Source organism: Peptococcaceae bacterium 1198_IL3148 (assembly GCA_036763105.1).
In the GTDB taxonomy this organism is placed as follows: domain Bacteria; phylum Bacillota; class Desulfotomaculia; order Desulfotomaculales; family Desulfohalotomaculaceae; genus JBAIYS01.
The window spans coordinates 16,048-33,206 of record JBAIYS010000015.1; the positions used below are offsets into that span (position 1 = coordinate 16,048).

Genomic DNA, 17,159 nt, shown 5'->3' on the forward strand with positions numbered 1-17,159 from the left:
AATACAAAGTTGACCAGTATTATTCTGGCCAACCAGTAGTTCCTTTTATGCTTGATAAATTTCTGGCTTTAATACCGCGATATATGGTAAATTACGATAACGCTCGTCATAATCTAAACCGTATCCCACTACAAATTCATCCGGAATGGTGAAACCATTGTAGTCAATATCTACGCCCACTGTACGGCGATCGGGCTTACTTAACAGAGTACAAATCTTAATACTCTTGGGTCCCCGGGCCCGTAGGTTATCCACCAAGTAGTTGAGGGTCAGTCCAGTATCTACAATGTCTTCGACTATAATGACATGCTTGCCTTCAATACTCTTGTCCAAGTCCTTAAGAATCCTCACTGCACCGGAGGATTGGGTGGAAGAACCGTAACTGGATACCGCCATAAAGTCAAAGGACGTGGGCACTGTAATGTTGCGCACTAAATCGGCTAAGAAAATCATAGCACCCTTTAAAATTCCAATGGTTAGAACACTTTCGCCCTCATAATCTTTAGAGATTTGCTGACCCAATTCTTTAACCCGTGCTTTAATTTCTTCTTCGGTTAAGCTGATTTTTAACACATCGGGGTGCATTATAAGACCTCCCGCAGTTGTAATAACTATATTGCTTGACAATACGGTTTATTATACCAAACTATGCAGAAATTTGTCAAAGATAAGTTTGCCGTTTATAATGCCGGTGGCTTTTGCTGTGGTCTGATATTTGTTTGTCTGTTAAGATGTTAGCTTCAGTAAGACCCGGTTCCTGCTGCCCGCTCACTTTTGAGATAGTTTCGCTATACAGCAGGAACCGGGTTTATAACTAACCTTTAATTGAGAAGCAGTGGCAAAAGTCACCTGTGTTTGTGGTTAAATGACTACTTCCCTTACGCAAAAAATCGAAAAGGTGCGCCTACGCGCACCTTTTATACCGGTGGTTGAATATTTATTTCTTGATCGTAATCCCACAGCTTTATGTTGATCTCCATTAACGAGTTGGCGTTGGCAGAGTGGCTGGCGTTGATTGTTGCTTTATAGATACGTTGATCGCTGGAGTCTATCCACAGCTTATATTTAAAGACATTGAATTGATTTTCTAAAAAAGGCATATCTATATTGGGCACCAGTTCTAAAACTTCGGTTTCCCGCCCATCCAGTTCTTCACTGCCTAGATATTCCAACCGGGGCACGTCTTTAAAGTTAAAGTTGGCCAGCGGATTAAATTCAATAACAAAGGATTCCGCCTGGGCCAGTTGATTACCTTGCAAAGTTAGCCACTTGCCAGCAAAGGGATCTTTCATATAGGTGTTATCTTTATATTGAATAAATTCCACAGGCGAATTAATTAATTTGCCTACTATATGTATTTGATCACTGCCGGCCCTTTCCCCTGTGACATCGCTAATTGGTTCCTGTTTATTCCCCAATTTACACTCAATATGAAACCTGTAATTTTGACTGGCCATTGTTTTACTTAAACTTTGTTGTAATAATAAATCCGGATCTACGGCTGGTTTACTGTGATAACTTATTGCCGCCCACAGTGCAACAGCAATTACCAATATGGCGGCTATTATCATAAACATTTTTTTGTTTACGGTGGGCATTGAAAAATTTAGCTGCGGAAACTTCATTTACACTCCCCCTGTTTACATTTTAGTTAAATATTACTAATGCCCTAAACTGTTTATGACAGTTTTAGCTGGTTAACACTAAACAAATAGAATTTTTTTGCATTAGTGGTGCCGCCATAGCTAAACCCAATGTTTTAGTGGTGGCCATTATTTTTGTGGTAAAATAGGGTAACAAAGCAAAGCCCCTAAATTATGGATTAGGAATTTTGAATTATGAGTTGGAGGGTTTAGTTTGGAACTTAAGGATATGCAGGCGGATGTGGATAAATGGATTAGTCAGTTTGAGGAAGGCTATTGGCATCCCCTTTCTATGTTGGCCCGGATGACCGAAGAAGTGGGAGAGTTAGCCCGGGAGATTAACCACCAATTCGGGGAAAAACCGAAAAAGCCCACCGAAGGGGAAGGCAACTTAGCGTTGGAATTGGGAGATATTATGTTTATTGTGGCCTGCCTGGCCAATTCTCTCAACATAGACCTGGAAGAGGCCTTTAAAGGCACTATGGACAAGTATTACCGGCGGGACAGCAACCGGTGGACAAAAAAACAAGATACCTAAGAATGAAAGGATGTTTATAATGGCCAAAATCATTGGCATCAAAGGTAAGCAACTGAGCGGAAAGCCAGTGTTTTACTATTACCAACAACAATTTGATTATAAAGGCGAAAGAAAAAGTCGCACCGGATTTATCTGTGGAGTTAAGCTGGAACACTACGATAAAGGGATTATTCTACCCCACCAAGAGATATTGCCAAATATAAGTGATGAACGGTTGGCGCTGTTAAAAAATTCTGGGGACAACATCGGCCCAGTGCTGGGACTTTATAACGACTTTGCCGGCAGCATTGACCAGCTAATTCAACAGGCTGCTGGCGCCAATGTAGACGTGCAGTTCACAGATGCAGATGGCGCAATCCACAGCTTAACAGCAATTAATGACGACGCAGTCATCCAACAAGTGCAACAACAAATGGAGCGGCAACGGATTTTTATTGCCAATGGCCACCACAGTTATGATGCCGCTTTGCGCTATGCCCAAGAAAATCCCCAGGCCAACTACATAACAATGGCACTAATGAACCTGTATGACCCCAATTTAATTATTTTACCGGTACATCGGTTGATTAAAGACGTGCCTGACCTTGACGTGGATAAATTTATGCAGCAACTTAGGGAAGATTATGTGGTTGAACCCTTTAATGTTAATCAAAGCGGAGAAAACATTGAGGAATTTATGCAAGCACTTTATCATCGGGGCGGATTTGATTACGGCTTAGGAATTGAACACTGCCGCACCTTTGGCCTATACACCGGCAATGGCCAAGGGTATCTGGTGACCTTGGAAAGTGAAACCACCATGGATCAATTAATGCCCAAAGAAGGCTACTCGCTGGCGTTACAAGGAATAGATGTATTTGTACTCCACTACACCGTTTTGCAACGACTGTTGGGCATTGGCAGGCAAAACCAAGCCGAAACCGCAGAACAAAAACATCAGAAAGCCGATACCAATATCAAAAGGGCCAGCGTTGTCTACACCAGAAAAGAAATCGAGGCCCTAAGGAAAGTGGACAGTGGGCAATGTCAACTGGCATTTCTCCTCAACCCAGTGGTATTCGACGAATTTACCGCGGTAGCCATCGGTGGAGAACTGATGCCACCAAAAAGCACCTATTTCTACCCTCCGTTGCCGGCAGATTTGCTAAAGAAACTATAAAGCAATTTTGATTCTGAATTTAATGCTCTATAATTTTAAAAGGGCTTTTGCAAAAAGCCCTTTTAAAATTCAAAATTCCTAATTCATAATTAGCTATCTACTTGGCTAGGCGCTTTATTCTTTCTTCGGGGCTAATGATATTAGTTATCTTGACCCCAAAGTTTTCATTTACTACCACCACTTCACCTTCGGCAACCAAAGTGCCGTTGACCAAAATCTCCACCGGTTCATCGGCTAAGGACTGTAATTCCACCACTGAACCTGGGCCTATAGCCAAAACATCTCTAATTGGTTGCTTGGTTCTGCCCAGCACCACCGATACCTGTAACGGAATGTCCAGTATCAAGTCCAGGTTGCGGGGTGGTGGTGATGCAGACATTTGACTATTCTGTGCTGTTTTCACTGGTTGTGTCGGCGGCGGTTTTACCGGCGCCGTCTCCTTCATTGGTGCCGGTTGATTATCGCTCTCAGCCAATGAATTAATCAGTTGGCTAATCTCATCGTCGGACATTACATCTTCACTGATGGTTTCCGCCGGAGCAGGCTCTTCATACTCCGTGTCATTTAAGCTGGACAGCAACAAGTCGGCCTCTTCTTTGGCGGTGTCCACACTCAGCACCTGCATGATTTCTGTATCCACCAAATCGCCAATGGTCATATGGAAAGAAACAATCACCAGGTTATCATCATCTGCATGGTTGGATAACACATCATTTTGTTCAGTATCAGCTAAGTCATTTAATAACGCCGATACCGGCGGTGAAATGTTCACTGGCTTTTGAAACATCTGGGCCAATGAAGTTGAGGCGGTGCCAATCATCATGTTCATTGCTTCGGAAGCTGCACTAATTTCCATTTCGGACAGTTCCGTTTGCTGGGGATTGCCGTCTCCCCCCATCATTAAGTTGGCAATAACCAGTGCATCCCTTACCTTCATTACCAAGACGTTAAAACCACTGAGCCCTTCCACAAACTCAACCTTGATCACCAGATATGGTATATTAAAACTGGCCAGCAAATCCTTCTTGTTAGATATCCACACCCGGGGACTGGTAATGTTAACCTTTTGGCTCAGTAATTCTGATAGTGTGGTGGAGGCAGATCCCATGGATATATTACCAATTTCGCCCAAAGCGTCCTTTTCATCATCTGAAAGCACATCATTGGGTTGTGTCACTTGTTCTGCGGAGGCACCACCAGCCATTTGATTGCCCATTAACAAATCAATTTCTTCTTGGTTTAGCAGTTTATCACTTGTCAAAACAACATGCCTCCTCCGTTAATGATACCACCTGTACCGCCAGCTTTTTGCCAATGGTTCCAGCCTGTACCTTAAACTTCAAATGATCTTGTACATACAAGTCAAAGTCTTGATTCTGCGGGCGGTCAAGAATCAACACATCCCCCGACTGCAGTTCTAAAAACTCCTTAACGTTAATACTGCCTTTACCCACTTCCACACTTAAATCCACATCTGAACAATTAAGCCAATTTTCCAATGCATCCAAATCCTCCGGCTCCCGCTCTTGATAGATTTGACTAAACTGGTTAACCGAAAACTTTGATAACACCGGTTCTAAGAATGAATAGGGAAAACACAGGTTTAATAAGCCCCTGTTTTCATCACACACGTTGGTGGCAAAGGTAATCACCAAAACAATCTCATTGGGTGACAACATTTGATGCAGGTGGGGGTTGCTTTCCAAAGACACAATATTGGCGTTCCCTTTAATAATATCCTTCCAAATTACGCTTAACTGGTCCAAAATCTTTTCCAAGAGTTTTCTAGCCACAGAAAGTTCAATATCCGTTAACTCCCGCAGCTTATCCGGCACCTCTCCCACGCCGCCTAACTGTAAGTCTATTAACGGCATCAAGAAATAAGGGTTGGTCTCCATCACTGCGTTACCCTTATGGGAAGTATAGTTAAAAACTGTCAGCAGCGTGGGGCTAACCATTGAGCGAGTGAATTCTTCATAGGTAAATTGACCCACCGAAGCCACTGCAATATTAATGTTAGAGTGTAGAAAACCAGATAAAAAGTTAGTTAATAACCTAGCATAACTGTCATGTAAAACATGCAATGTGCGCAGATGTTCCTTAGAAAACTTGTTGGGCCGCCGAAAGTCGTAGGTTTTAAGCTTCTGTTGCGCTACATCCTTTTCAATTTCTTCTGCGGTCACCTTACCGGACGATAAACTATCTAATAATGAATCAATTTCTGCTTGGGATAGCACATCTTTCACAGAGCTTCCCCCTTTCCCTACGGCACTAATAGCACCTATCTATTTAATACCCTCTCAATGGCTTGTAAAATGCGGTCCTGCTGGAATGGCTTAACAATAAAGTCCTTGGCTCCGGCTTGAATGGCCTCCATTACCATGGCCTGCTGGCCCATGGCGCTACACATAATGATGTTGGCATTAGGGTTGACAGCGCGAATTGCCTTCACCGCCTGAATGCCGTCCATATCTGGCATGGTTATATCCATGGTTACCAAGTCCGGGTTATGTTCTTTATACAGTTCTAACGCCACAGCACCATTTTCTGCTTCTCCCACCACTTCAAAGCCGGCCTTAACCACAATATTTTTAATCATCATTCTCATAAATGCAGCGTCATCTACAATTAAAATTTTCTTACTCACTAGCTTTCCTCCTAGTTAATTGATTGATAGTCCAAGGGCACTAAATAATTTATTCAGAGACTCATCTTCAGTAATCATAAAAAAGTGTCCTTTAATATCTTGATGTTCTTCAAATAAAACTGTTTCAATCATTAATATATGGTCTTCGATATAGCCACCAGCCACCAGCGATGCACTTAAGGTTGCTCCCAACATATCGTAGGCAAACATCGGTACGGTGGGCACCATTTTCAATCCGGTCATGCTGCCAATGGCACTTAGAAATGATCCGGTAAGCACGTTGGCAATTTCCTTTACCACCGACTCGCCCATTTCATCCAACTGTTGGGTAGTGCCCTTTTCTAAACCCATCAGCATGTCCACTAGGTAAAGGGTACTGGCTTGGTTGAATACAAATAATATTTGTGAAGGCACATCGCCATCCACATGCAACGTAGCACAGGCAACAATTTCTTCCAGGCCACCCACAAGATTCATGGCATCATCCAGCGACACAAATTTTGTTTGCGGCACTTCCATATCAATTTTTTTATTGACCATTTGTGCCAATGAAGTGGCCGCGTTTCCTAAACCGATATTACCAATTTCCTTTAACACATCCATGTGCATATCTGTTAATTTATTATTGTCAACGGAGTTCCCCATTGCATCAACTCCTTCATTAACCCATTTTCTTATAAAAGCACGGGGCGGTTTTCGTTAAACCAAGCTCAGCATAATTAAATATTGTTTCGCTACCGCCAATGAACAAATAGCCACCGGGTTTAAGGGACTGAGAAAATTGACGGTTTAGTTTTTCTTGGGCCTCTCTGGTAAAGTAGATCGTTACATTGCGACAAAGTATTAAATCGTAACCTTTAGGATATGGGCTACTCAACAGGTCGTGTTGTTTGTAGGTTACTTTATTTTTAATCTGTTGGTTAATTAAGTATTTATCATTATCCTTGGTAAAATATTTGTTTAGCCGTTGAGGACTGACGTTTTTTACTATGTCAGCGTTATATACACCCATTTTAGCCTTTTGAATAATGCTTTGATCTAAATCAGTGGCATCGATGCGGTGTTGTTTATTGGTGGATATTTCCTCCAAAATTATCGCCACCGAATAGGGTTCTGCCCCAATGGAGCAAGCAGCACTCCATATATTTAGTTTAGCATTTTTAACCAACAGCTCAGGCAACACCTTGGTTTCCAATGTCTGAAACATTTTAGGATCCCGAAAAAATTCTGACACGTTAATGGTCAAATAATCTAAAAAACTTATATATTCGTCCCTACTGCTGGACATTAATTTGAAAAAATCACCATAGTTAGCAATTTTTCTGCGGGCAAGCAGACTATCCAATCGGCGCCTAAGTTGATTTTCTTTATAACTGTTAAGGTCCAAGCCAAAGTACCTTTGCACTTGATTTCTAAATTCAGCAAATTCCATCGTTAGATCACCTTCAACGGCGTACCAATGGTACGTATAGTTACCAAACCGGTATCTAAGTCCAGAATCATCGTCCGTCCTCGGTTTCCCCCCACCTCTTCAGCATGAATTCTGATGCCCAGTTGTTTGAGGATGCTGCGAGTCATATCGGCATTCCTTTGACCAATATTCAACACAAATTTTTCATCTAATCCGGAAAACATTTGTGCACCACCGGCTAACTTGGCCTGGATTCTACTGATCGCAGCTCCAGTCCTTTGCAGTTCTTTTAACATTAGTGGAATGCCTAAATCAGCAAATTTTGCCGGCTTATTGACATTACTAAACTGTCTGCTGTCCGGTAACATAATATGCAGTAGCCCACCGATCTTTAATTTAGGATCATAAAGTGTCAACCCAACACAGGACCCCAGACCAAGGGTGATAATTTTATTGGGCGCCGCTGCCGTTTTATAGTCCGCAATGCCAACTTGGATTTCTTTTAATACTTTTGCTGGCTCCATTCATGGCTCCCTTCACAATTTTTACTTAGTTAAATTGTTAGACATTTCCCACATCTCGTCGGCGGTGGTAATGGACCGTGAACCAAAGGAGTGGGCCTTCTGAGCAGTTATCATCCTGGCCATTTCATCTACAAAGTCGACGTTTGATTGCTCCAAAAAGCCCTGCCGGATGATACCAGGCACTTCTGGGTTTTTCAAAACCGTTACGTTTTCATTGGCTGCATAAACATTTTTGCCCAGCGGTGTTAGGTAACTGGGGTTTTCAAAATACTGTAACTTTATTTGGCCAATTTCTTGTTTCTCACCTTGGTATGGCACTGCAATCACCCTGCCATCCCTTTCTATTTTTAGTTCTTGGGTGCCCGGTGGCACAGTGATATCCGGCATAGAAAAGCCCGCTGGGTTCACTAGTTTGCCGTCTTTATCCACCTCAAAATCCCCCGCCCGGGAATACACTGTACTGCCATCATAGGGATCGGCCAAAACGAAAAAACCGTGGCCATCTATGGCTAAATCCAAGGATCTACCGGTTTCTTGCAGTGTCCCTTGGCCAAAGTCCTTTTTAGTCATCATAATCACCCGCATACCACTGCCCACAGCGGGGGTAATCTTGGCATCCGCTTTGGTGGTGGTACCACTGTCGCTAAGGGCTTGACGCACTGCTTCAGAAAAATCGGTCATGGGCTTGTCTGCTTTATAACCAACGGTGTTAATATTGGCCACATTGTTACCCACAGTGGCCATTTGCAATTCTTGTATTTTTAAAGCCGCAGCACCGGATTGTACAGTTTTAAGCATTTAATCACCTCACCAATTATCGCTTTATCTTAATGAACCCAGCTGATTGGCTGCTTTATTTAGCAGTTCATCATGGGCTTGCATTAATCTTTGGCCGGCTTGATAAGTGCGCATTACTTGAATCATATTAGTCATTTCCACCGTGGTGTCAACGTTGGAAGATTCTATCACACCCTGCAGCACCTTGGTTTCGGTGCTGGGCAATATTTCTGCCTCTTCGGTGGGGGAGAAGTATTTTTCTCCTTCCTTTTTCAACGCCCTGGTGTCTGCAAACTCAACCACACGCAGTGTATACCGCGGCCGGGTTTCACCATCAATGGTCAAGCGACCCTTCTGGTCAACTTCAAACTTTTTGTCCCCCACTTTAATGGGTCCAGATTCACTTAACAGTTTGTCGCCGCGGGTATTAACCAAATAACCATCCTTATCAACATAAAAGGAACTGTCTCGGCTGTAAAACTCCTGCTGGCCCTGTTCAGTTTGCGCCTGTAACACGTAAAAGCCTTTGCCATCCAAAGCCAGATCAGTATATTCCCCACTGGTGGACAAATCCCCCTGGGTCATGTCAATATAAACCTCAGCCACCGCGCTGCCCATGTTGGATGGCCCCACCGGGGTTAACCCTTTTTGGTTAGGGCTTTGATGGTGAATTAAAACTTCACCAAAGGTTTCGGTCCTAATCTGATCACTTTTATAACCTTTGCTTTCAACATTGGCCAAGTTACTGGTAATCAAATCCAACCTAGACTGTTGCACCCCCATACCACTGAGGGTGGTGTATATACCTCTAAACAAACTCTCACCGCCTTTAGGCAAATTTACTTCATCATCTGTTGTAATATTTTTCTTAAGTTTTTGACTGCCCGACTGTGCAATTGACACACTCGAGATTCAGAAACTTCCAACACACTGCCTATTTCCTTTAGAGTTAACTCTTCTTGGTAATATAATGCCAACACCAGCCGATCCCGTTCCTTTAGTGTGGCAATGGCATCGGCCAATATTCTTTTATCTTCCAGTTCATCTATAATGGTCAACGGATCGGGACTATCGTCATCGGCCAGCAGGTCGGTCCGGCGTACAGCATCACCTTCACCGTTGTGTATTTCCTCATCCAATGAATACATTTGGCTAGCGTTCCATTGCCCGGTGACCTGGCGCAGTTCCTCCAACGTGAGGCCTGCTCCGTTGGCCACTGCCAATTCAGTCACCGGCTCACCACTTTGGGCCAATTTTTCCTTTGCTGCTTTAACCGCCTGTTGGCGTTGCCAAATGGTCCGGGGCACCCAATTTTGTCGTCGCAATTCATCAAACATTGCTCCCCGAATGCGGTGGTAAGCAAAGGTTTCAAAGGCCACCCCCATTGACAAATCAAACTTATCCACCGCCTCTATCAAGCCCATGGTGCCACAACTTTCCAAGTCAGCCTGTTGCATAAAATAGGGCATCTTGACAGCTAGCCGGCCGGCAATGGTTCTTACTAACGGTAAATAGTTTAATATTAACTTTTCCCGCAACTCAGCACTGGGCTGGGTGACGTATGCTTGCCAAAGGCTATCATTATCCATGTTTTCACATCCATTAGCGTTTGCGCAATTGGTCAATTTGCTTTTCAAAGACAAAGGATACTAATGTTTCCTCCAGCCACCGGGTGATGTTTAAAAACTTTAGACCAGCATGGTAAAGATTCATCTGTTGATCAATTAACTCACACCGAACCACTTGGCCCTTTAAAGATATATCCGTTACTCGGTTTTTCTTATTAATGGTAAAATATAAATCTAAAACTTGATTTTTCTGCAACTCGTTTTTGCTCGCTAACCGCATTCCGCCGGCACTTAAATCTACCGTGGTGCCTTTATATTTTGTTTCATCACCCTGTAAGTAGTACTCCACATCCAACATCATTGGTACCCGCACAAACTCCCGCAATTGAATCTTTTTTATGTCCTGTTCTGCCGGGGCACCGATGCGATAAAAATTTAGGACTTCCGTTTCTTTATGTACACCTAAGAAACTGGCTGTAAAGGTAAAGGCACCATTTTGCGACACATATTTAACATTAATCTGCTCGTGATGCGTTAGTACCAATGGAGTATCTCCTTGGTATGGTATGTCTATATAAATTTCACCATTTGTAACATTCTGAATGGTGGAATAAAAGTGCTCGTCTTTGTGGTCATTTACTCTAGTTACTGTAATTTTTTGTCCCAATTTATATTTTTCTACCGCCATATGTTATATCCCCCTAGCTGAATAATCGGCTCAGTCGACTGAAAAAACCAGATAATCCCCCAGTCTCCTGATGTTCCAAACCAATAAGTTGATTGGCCACCTTCTTGATGGATCTGCTGGCGGAACAATTAGGATTATATAGCACAAAGGGTTTTTGCTCCTTCACCGCCTGCACAACATTTATATCTTCAGCCACGTTACCCAAATATTCAATCCTAATATTGGGTAAAAAGTGCTCCGCTGTCAATTGCAATTTTTGTATGGTCTGCTGTGCCTCATGGTTGTTAACAGCTTTATTGACAATTATTTGCACTTGTTGGTGCACGTTGTACCTAGATAACACCTTGATCAAACCATAGGCATCAGTAATGGATGTTGGTTCCGGGGTGACCACCACCACCAGCTCATGAGCGGCTGCCAAAAAGGCCAAAGTATTTTTACTTAAGCCGGCGCCGGTATCCACCAGCACCTGATCGACACCAGCATCAAAAACCTGCATTGCCCCCTGCAAGCGCTTTAGGGCCTCAACACTTAAGTTAGCCAGTTCCATCACCCCAGACCCACCGGAGATAATGCGAATACCCTTGGGGCCAACCATGACAATGTCATCTATACTTTTTCCATGATATAAAAAATCATAAAGATTATACTGAGGCTTTTTACCCAGTAATACTTCTACATTGGCCAGACCCAGGTCGGCGTCAAATACCACCACTCGCTGGCCTCTATCCGCCAGAGCCAAGGCTAAATTTAGCGTAACATTGCTTTTGCCTACGCCACCTTTGCCGCTGGTAATGGCGATTACCCGGGGACCTTTAGCCGGTGTCCTTTTAGTACCTGCCTTGATTATTGTACCCTTCAACATACTGGTCAACACTCCTGAACAAAAGTTGAGCTAATTTACGCGGTTGTACCTCTTCAATATCATCAGGAATGGATTGGCCATCACAATAATATTGTATTGGTATTCCAGTTTTTAAAACCACATTTAGCATGGAACCCAAAGTTTCGGTTTCATCCACCTTAGTAAAGATATAACCGTTGTAATGGGCTATTTTAAAATCCCTGATGGTGCGGAATAAATCGCGGTCTTTGGTACTGGCACTGCTGACTAAATATATCTGCTTACTACCACTGACTGCTTCAATAAACCCTTTTAACTCCAGCACCTGACCGGTATTTTTAGATGAACGTCCCACAGTATCAATTAAAATATAGTCTTTCTCTGCATGTCGCTCCACTGCCTGTTTTAATTCCGCCGGAGTCATCACCACCTCCACCGGCACATCAATGGTATCTCCGTAAATTTTTAACTGGTCGGCCGCGCCATAACGATAGGTATAGACAGTAATTAATGCCACCTGTTTGTTGTCCAGCAACTTAAACCGAGTGGCCAATTTAGCCAGCGTGGTGGTTTTACCCACTCCAGGTTGCCCCACAAAAAACATAAACTTAGCCGGTTCAATGTTTTCATAGGCCGGTTTCAACAAATCTGTCACCTTGTTGATTATGTGCACTTTAGCCAGATCATTTTTGTCACCACTACTATCTTTAATTGCTTGTTCTAAGCCATGCAACAACTTCTTAGCAATCCCCTGGTCTATATCCATATCAGTAAGAATTTCCAACCAGCGACAGTTAAAATCTTTGTCTAATGCTAGGTCTTTTTGTCCTGCTTGTTGTTCCAACATCGCCAACAACCTCCCCTTTTCCTGTGGTTCCAAAGATTTCATTACCGTTTCTTCTAATATCGGCTTAAACTCAGTGGACTGCAACTTATTAGCACTAGTCATAACTGGTTTCGGCCCCTTGACGGTTGGTGTCGGCGTAGTGCGTACTAAGTCTGCGGCTTGATAGATCGTTAGGTTTTCCACCTTTGACACCGTTCGCTGGGGATGCACCGCAGCCACTGCTTGATCCACCGGTTCCTTTGGTTTTTCCAGTTGTTGGTACTGGGGTGGTGCCTGCAGTTCTTTTACTTCATCTAATACTGCCGTTACTTCTATTCTGGTTTTAAAAAGGCCTTTAATCCCTTGGCCCCTGACCTTTTTACTGCTGACAATGATCGCTTCCGGACCTAGTTCAGCTTTAATCTGCTGTACCGCCTGTGGCATTTCATCCACCACAAATTTTTTGATAATCATTAATCAGGATTCACCGTCCCCACTGCTTCTACTTCAATACCGGTAATTATTTCATTTATAGATATGGCTGGCAGATTGGGCAAGTAACGCTCCAACATCCGCCTGAGCGGCAATCTCACCCGAGGTGAACACAGCAATACCGGGCTGATTCCCCGCATAGTTAGCCGTTCCACCTGCTGTTGCAATTTATCCAACAGCGCATTGGCTTGGTTGGGTTCCATTACCGGATACTGACCCAATTGGGTTGACTGCACCGAATCAGCCACTGCTTGGTCCACTTTCGGATGTAAGGTAATTACCGAAATTTTCTTCCGTGAACCGGCTTCATCCGGTGTGGCGTACAACTGGCAAATGGTTCTTGCCAACGACTGGCGCACATGTTCGGTGAGAAAATCTGGGTCTTTATTTAAACGGGCGCCATCAGACAGCCCTTCTAAAATGGTCACCAAATCCCTGATGGGTACTCGTTCCCGCAATAAATTCTGTAACACCTTTTGTATTTCGCCCAAAGACATCAGGTCCGGTACTAAATCCTCCACCACTGCCGGAGTTCTTTCCCTAACCACATCCAGCAATTCCTTCACTTCTTGACGGCCCAACAGTTCATCGGCATGGCTCTTGATGATCTCTGTCAAATGGGTTACCATCACAGTACTGCAATCCACCACCGTTAAACCGTTAAGTTCCGCCTTTTCGCGCTCAGTTTCATCAATCCACCAAGCGGGCAGTTTAAAGGTGGGCTCTGTGGTGGCAATACCCTTAATGTCCAGTTGCTGTCCCAAGGGGTCCATGGCCAAATAATGTCCCGGCATAAGTTCGCCCTCGGCCACCTCCACCCCTCTGATCTTAATTACATAATTATTGTGGTGCACCTGCATGTTGTCGCGAATGCGAATGGGCCTAACTAATATCCCCAGTTCTAACGCACACTGACGTCTAATGGCCGCCATCCGCTGCAGTAAGTCTCCGCCTTGGCTTTCGTCCGTCAATGAGATCAAATTATAACCAATTTCCACTTCTAATGTATCAACTTGGAAATAATTTAATACATTCTCCGGTTGACGTCGAGTTTCCTGCGCCTTGGTGGCTTCCAATTCTTGCTGTTTTACAACCTCGTGTTCTTTTTCTTTATTTAACAAATAAGCAGTATAAGCCAGGGCGCCGGAAAGGGCTAAAAACAAGAAATTGGGCATCGCCGGCACTAGGCCGATGACAAATAGAATCCCTGCAGCCAAACCCAATACTTTGGGAAAGTTTAAAAACTGTTGGGAAAGATCTTTACCAAAACTGTTTTCGGAAGCCGACCGGGTAACTAAAATACCGGTGGCGGTGGATATCAGCAGTGCCGGAATCTGGCTGACCAAACCATCGCCAATGGTCAAAGTTGTATAGGTGATCAACGCATCGGCCAGCGACATGCCGTGCTGGGCAATGCCAATGATAAAACCACCCAAAACGTTAATAAAGATAATGATAATCCCGGCAATGGCATCTCCCTTTACAAACTTACTGGCACCGTCCATCGCCCCAAAGAAATCGGCCTCCCGTTGAATCTGTTCCCGCCGATGTCTGGCTTCATCTTCATTGATCAAGCCAGAGTTCAGGTCAGCATCAATGCTCATTTGTTTACCGGGCATGGCATCCAACGTAAAGCGAGCCGCCACCTCGGCCACCCGGCCGGCACCGTTGGTGATCACTATGAATTGAATAATGGTGATGATGATAAACACCACCGCACCAACCACATAGCTACCTCCGGTGACAAAATTTCCAAAGGCTGCAATAACTTGACCGGCAGAGGCTTCGCTTAAAATCAACCGGGTTGATGATATGTTCAATGCCAATCGGTAAAGGGTAGTTACCAATAGCAAACTGGGAAACACCGAAAACTGCAGGGGTCCGTGGTAAACATGGTAATTAGCAAAATCACCAAACCCAAAGTTATACTTATCACCAACAAAAAGTCCAACACATTGGGGCTTAGGGGAATAATAATCATTAATATAATGCCTATAACAAAGGCAGCAATAATAACATCGGAATTACCTTTTAAGTTTGCTTTAGCTTGGTAAAGATTTGGTAAGGGCATTTTTGCATTAACCTTCCTTAATTTTAGCTGTTTATGACTGATTTATTTTATGCAACCTGCTTTTTGTAGGGGCTCAATTCATTGAGCCCGCTAGACTAACCTATAAATTCCTAATTCATAATTCTGTTCTGTTCCATTTACCGTTTTTGGTTCAATCGATAAACCGTTGCCAGTATCTCCGCCACCGCTTGGTATAGCTCCGGTGGAATTTCCTGACCTATTTCTACATTGTTGTATAAAAACCTGGCCACTGGTTTATTTTCTTGGATGGGCACATTGTGTTGGGCCGCGATTTCCTTGATCTTTTGAGCCATGAAGTCTGCCCCTTTGGCCACCACCACCGGGGCGGGTTTGACATCGGCATCATATTTCAGTGCCACTGCAAAGTGGGTTGGGTTGGTGACCACCACGGTGGACTTAGGTACTTCCTGACTGACCAAGTTCATCAATATCTCCCGCTGGCGGCGTTTTAACCAGGATTTAATCTGGGGATCTCCTTCGGTTTGTTTATATTCATCTTTAACTTCCTGCTTGGACATGCGCATCTGCTTGTTGAAAGCATAGCGTTGGTATACCAAGTCCAATAAACCAATGGCCAGGTAGGTTAACGCTCCCCATAATAAAATAGCCAGCATTGCTTCCAGCACTTTATGAAACAAGTATACCGGTGGGCCGTAAAACAACTTAAGCATTTGGCTGTATTGTCCTTTGGCCACGGTGTAAACCAACACACCCATTAAAGTGATCTTGAGGATGGACTTTAGCAGTTCAAAAAGCGTGCGACTGCTGAACATCTTTTTAAAACCTTCAATGGGATTAAGTTTTGACAACTTTGGTTTAATGGCTTCCGGCGCCAACAAAAAACCAAATTGACCAATGTTGGTTGTCAGCGCCACAATTACCAGTACGATAAACAAAGGGGCCAACAAACCAAAGCTGCCAATCAGTGTTCTAATTAATATATCCACTAACCGATTGGTGTCCGGTGGGGCAATGATATAATTATGGAAATAATGACTCAGTTCTTCATACACCTGCTGAGTAAATGTTCCCTTGGCCATATAAAAATACAGCACCCCGGCCAGCAAACACAGGGCGGCATTAAAATCGGCACTCTTAGGCACCTGACCTTTTTTGCGCGCATCCTGCAGTTTTTTGGGCGTCGCCTGTTCTGTTTTTTCTTGACCACCGGAATTAGCCATTAAGACAGCCCTTTCACTAGTAATAATAAGTCCTTCTGCATCTGATCAAATATTGATGCAAAAATACTGCCCATTAGCGGCAACAACACTGCTAACGACAGCAATCCCAACATAATTTTAAAGGGAAAACCCAGCATGAAAATATTCATCTGGGGTGCAGTTCTTCCCATTACTCCCAAAGCAATATCCGTCATTAATAAAACCGCCACTATTGGTACCGCAACCTTCAGAGCCAGTGTAAAGGTATCGGCAAAGGCCCTGATTAAGAAAATCGCAGCCGTGCCAGTCATTTCCGCTGCATTTAATGGCAATATTTGATAACTCTTCACCAACCCCCAAATCAGTCCATGATGGCCATCCACACAGAGAAAAGTGGCCAAAGTTACGTAATAAAGGAATCTGCCCAAAGGGGTGTTCATCGAACTGGTCACCGGGTCCATTATTTGGGCCATGGCATAACCAATGCTTAAATCTATTAATTGACCTGCCATGCGCAACGCATTGAACACCATAGTACAGACAAAGCCCATGGCCAAACCAACTGCCGCCTCGCTGACCAGCATCATGATATACCCTAAGCCTCCGTCAAATATCTCAGGGCCACTGGCGGCGATGATGGGATAAATGATAATGGTGAGAACAAAGGCAAAACCAGCCTTTACTTGACCAGGTATGCCGGGAATAGCAAAAATTGGACTGGCCCACAAAAAGGTGGAGCAACGCACAAATACCAGCATAAAAATTGGCAATATCGAAAAATCCGGCAACA

18 protein-coding genes and 1 pseudogene are annotated in these 17,159 nt (G+C 43.8%); 2 read left to right on the top strand and 17 right to left on the bottom strand.

The genetic code is table 11. The features are described from left to right. Positions 1–45 precede the first annotated feature (45 nt). Together hpt and V6C27_12880 are read right to left on the bottom strand one after the other, a co-directional pair. Complete coding sequence (gene hpt / locus V6C27_12875; GenBank protein MEG6617299.1) at positions 46–585, bottom strand: hypoxanthine phosphoribosyltransferase; 540 nt, start codon at positions 583–585, stop codon at positions 46–48. Positions 586–917: 332 nt separating this feature from the next. Next, a complete protein-coding gene (locus V6C27_12880) occupies positions 918–1,625 on the bottom strand; it encodes a hypothetical protein (protein MEG6617300.1) in 708 nt (235 codons plus the stop codon). A 232-nt stretch (positions 1,626–1,857) separates the two neighbouring features. Here V6C27_12880 and V6C27_12885 point away from each other — a divergent pair, with 232 nt between their 5' ends. After that, the gene (locus tag V6C27_12885) at positions 1,858–2,181 is read left to right on the top strand and encodes a nucleotide pyrophosphohydrolase (protein ID MEG6617301.1); all 324 of its coding nucleotides are present in this window, start codon (positions 1,858–1,860) and stop codon (positions 2,179–2,181) included. A 19-nt stretch (positions 2,182–2,200) separates the two neighbouring features. Then, the gene (locus V6C27_12890; protein MEG6617302.1) at positions 2,201–3,340 is read left to right on the top strand and encodes a DUF1015 domain-containing protein; all 1,140 of its coding nucleotides are present in this window, start codon (positions 2,201–2,203) and stop codon (positions 3,338–3,340) included. Positions 3,341–3,437: 97 nt separating this feature from the next. Here V6C27_12890 and fliY read toward each other — a convergent pair whose 3' ends face one another. The 15 genes and pseudogenes from fliY to fliR form a co-directional block, all read right to left on the bottom strand. Continuing rightward, positions 3,438–4,601, bottom strand: coding sequence for a flagellar motor switch phosphatase FliY (gene fliY, locus V6C27_12895; GenBank protein ID MEG6617303.1), 1,164 nt, complete (start codon positions 4,599–4,601; stop codon positions 3,438–3,440). Continuing rightward, the gene (gene fliM, locus V6C27_12900; GenBank protein ID MEG6617304.1) at positions 4,591–5,586 is read right to left on the bottom strand and encodes a flagellar motor switch protein FliM; all 996 of its coding nucleotides are present in this window, start codon (positions 5,584–5,586) and stop codon (positions 4,591–4,593) included. Before fliM ends, fliY begins: the two co-directional genes overlap by 11 nt. Before the next feature lie 35 nt (positions 5,587–5,621). Further along, positions 5,622–5,987: a response regulator gene (locus V6C27_12905; protein ID MEG6617305.1), complete on the bottom strand. Its 366-nt coding sequence runs from the start codon at positions 5,985–5,987 to the stop codon at positions 5,622–5,624. A 15-nt stretch (positions 5,988–6,002) separates the two neighbouring features. Further along, positions 6,003–6,632 carry a chemotaxis protein CheC gene (locus V6C27_12910; protein MEG6617306.1) on the bottom strand — a complete coding sequence of 210 codons (630 nt, stop codon included), beginning with the start codon at positions 6,630–6,632 and terminating at the stop codon, positions 6,003–6,005. A gap of 16 nt (positions 6,633–6,648) precedes the next feature. After that, positions 6,649–7,419: a protein-glutamate O-methyltransferase CheR gene (locus V6C27_12915; GenBank protein ID MEG6617307.1), complete on the bottom strand. Its 771-nt coding sequence runs from the start codon at positions 7,417–7,419 to the stop codon at positions 6,649–6,651. Between the two features lie 2 nt (positions 7,420–7,421). Beyond that, positions 7,422–7,922, bottom strand: coding sequence for a chemotaxis protein CheD (locus tag V6C27_12920; GenBank protein MEG6617308.1), 501 nt, complete (start codon positions 7,920–7,922; stop codon positions 7,422–7,424). Positions 7,923–7,943: 21 nt separating this feature from the next. Then, positions 7,944–8,720 carry a flagellar hook-basal body protein gene (locus V6C27_12925; protein MEG6617309.1) on the bottom strand — a complete coding sequence of 259 codons (777 nt, stop codon included), beginning with the start codon at positions 8,718–8,720 and terminating at the stop codon, positions 7,944–7,946. A gap of 24 nt (positions 8,721–8,744) precedes the next feature. Continuing rightward, on the bottom strand, positions 8,745–9,602 hold the full coding sequence (locus V6C27_12930) for a flagellar hook-basal body complex protein (GenBank protein MEG6617310.1): 858 nt from the start codon (positions 9,600–9,602) through the stop codon (positions 8,745–8,747). Continuing rightward, positions 9,539–10,288, bottom strand: a complete 750-nt coding sequence (locus V6C27_12935) for a FliA/WhiG family RNA polymerase sigma factor (protein MEG6617311.1) — start codon at positions 10,286–10,288, stop codon at positions 9,539–9,541. The genes V6C27_12930 and V6C27_12935 overlap by 64 nt, the downstream gene beginning before the upstream one ends. Before the next feature lie 13 nt (positions 10,289–10,301). Continuing rightward, positions 10,302–10,955, bottom strand: coding sequence for a PilZ domain-containing protein (locus V6C27_12940; GenBank protein MEG6617312.1), 654 nt, complete (start codon positions 10,953–10,955; stop codon positions 10,302–10,304). A 13-nt stretch (positions 10,956–10,968) separates the two neighbouring features. Beyond that, positions 10,969–11,820, bottom strand: coding sequence for a MinD/ParA family protein (locus tag V6C27_12945; GenBank protein ID MEG6617313.1), 852 nt, complete (start codon positions 11,818–11,820; stop codon positions 10,969–10,971). After that, positions 11,786–13,099 carry a flagellar biosynthesis protein FlhF gene (flhF, locus tag V6C27_12950; GenBank protein ID MEG6617314.1) on the bottom strand — a complete coding sequence of 438 codons (1,314 nt, stop codon included), beginning with the start codon at positions 13,097–13,099 and terminating at the stop codon, positions 11,786–11,788. Before flhF ends, V6C27_12945 begins: the two co-directional genes overlap by 35 nt. Next, positions 13,099–15,188, bottom strand: a pseudogene (gene flhA, locus V6C27_12955) (flagellar biosynthesis protein FlhA). Before flhA ends, flhF begins: the two are co-directional and overlap by 1 nt. Before the next feature lie 137 nt (positions 15,189–15,325). After that, positions 15,326–16,390, bottom strand: coding sequence for a flagellar biosynthesis protein FlhB (gene flhB / locus V6C27_12960; protein MEG6617315.1), 1,065 nt, complete (start codon positions 16,388–16,390; stop codon positions 15,326–15,328). Next, positions 16,390–17,127, bottom strand: a complete 738-nt coding sequence (gene fliR / locus V6C27_12965; protein ID MEG6617316.1) for a flagellar biosynthetic protein FliR — start codon at positions 17,125–17,127, stop codon at positions 16,390–16,392. Before fliR ends, flhB begins: the two co-directional genes overlap by 1 nt. Positions 17,128–17,159 lie beyond the last annotated feature (32 nt).